Source organism: Arthrobacter sp. NPDC057013 (assembly GCF_042674585.1).
Lineage (GTDB): Bacteria > Actinomycetota > Actinomycetes > Actinomycetales > Micrococcaceae > Arthrobacter.
Genome location: NZ_JBHUSE010000056.1, coordinates 1 through 1,168, shown reverse-complemented (window position 1 = coordinate 1,168; position 1,168 = coordinate 1). Strand labels below are relative to the sequence as shown.

Sequence of the window (1,168 nt, the reverse complement as noted above, 5' to 3'; positions counted from 1 at the left end):
GCGGTGAGGCCGAGCAGGGCTTCGCCGGTGAGCGGGACGTCGCCGACTTTTTCGTTGACCCAGTCGTGGAAGGCACCAATGTGGTGCTCGGACGGGACCAACACACCGCCCTTGGCGTAGGACTTGGAGGCCATGCCCGGCTGGCAGCGTTCGCACGCGTCGAAGTCCTGCATGTTCACCCGGTGGAACAGCTCCACCGACGCGGTGACATCCTTGCCGGACTCCACCACCGAGGGCAGGTACAGCCAGTCACATTCAACGATCGTGTGGTCCGCGGACATCGGGAACATCCGGTGGATGATCACGTGGTCCGGGACCAGGTTCACGAACACGGTCGGCTTGATCGTGATCGCATAATAGCGCCGGTCCTGGTCCTCGCCCACGCCCGGAATGACGTCCAGGCCCTCGGACCCGTCCACGGTGAAGCCCTTGATGTCCTCACCGAACTCCGCGCCGTGACCCACGAAGTACTGGGCGGCCAGGCCGTCGGCGAACTCCGGCAGGACCTCGGTCAGTTCCGGGTGGATCGTCGCGCAGTGGTAGCACTCCATGAAGTTCTCAATGATGAGCTTCCAGTTCGCCTTCACGTCATACCGGATCCGGCGGCCCACGGACAGGTTCGCCACGTCGTACCCGTCAATGGCGTGCACGTTGCCCAGGCGCTCCTCGATCGCGCCCATCACATCCTCCTCGAAGGAGGGCGGTTCCTCGGCCAGGCACACCCACACATAGCCCAGGTATTCGCGGATGTGGACCTTGGACAGGCCGTACTCCTCCCGGTCGATGTCCGGCATCTTGGTCAGGTTCGGGGCCGCGATCAGCTTGCCCTCGAAGTCATACGTCCAGGCGTGGTACGGGCACTGGAAATTCCGGGCCGCTTCGCCCTTTTCCTCCATGCACAACTTCACGCCACGGTGCCGGCACACGTTATAAAACGCCCGGATCTCGCCCTTGCGGGTCCGCGAGATCAACACCGACTCCCGGCCAATCTGCACCGTCTGCCACGCCCCGGGCTTATCCAGATCCGAAGACCGGATCGCGCAGAACCACATCTGCTCGAAAATCCGCTCCTGCTCCGCCCGGAAAACCGCCGGATCCGTATACAAGTGACCGCCCAACGTCGGGATCAGGCTCGGAGTAGATACCTCAACAGACAATTTGCTCTCCT

Annotated in this window: 1 protein-coding gene; it reads right to left on the bottom strand. The window is 63.0% G+C overall.

Annotated features, from left to right (window positions below):
- Positions 1–1,157 (bottom strand): aromatic ring-hydroxylating dioxygenase subunit alpha (locus tag ACFTSA_RS24475; protein ID WP_377954696.1); only part of this gene is annotated, 1,157 nt, incomplete at its 3' end.
- Positions 1,158–1,168: the final 11 nt, after the last annotated feature.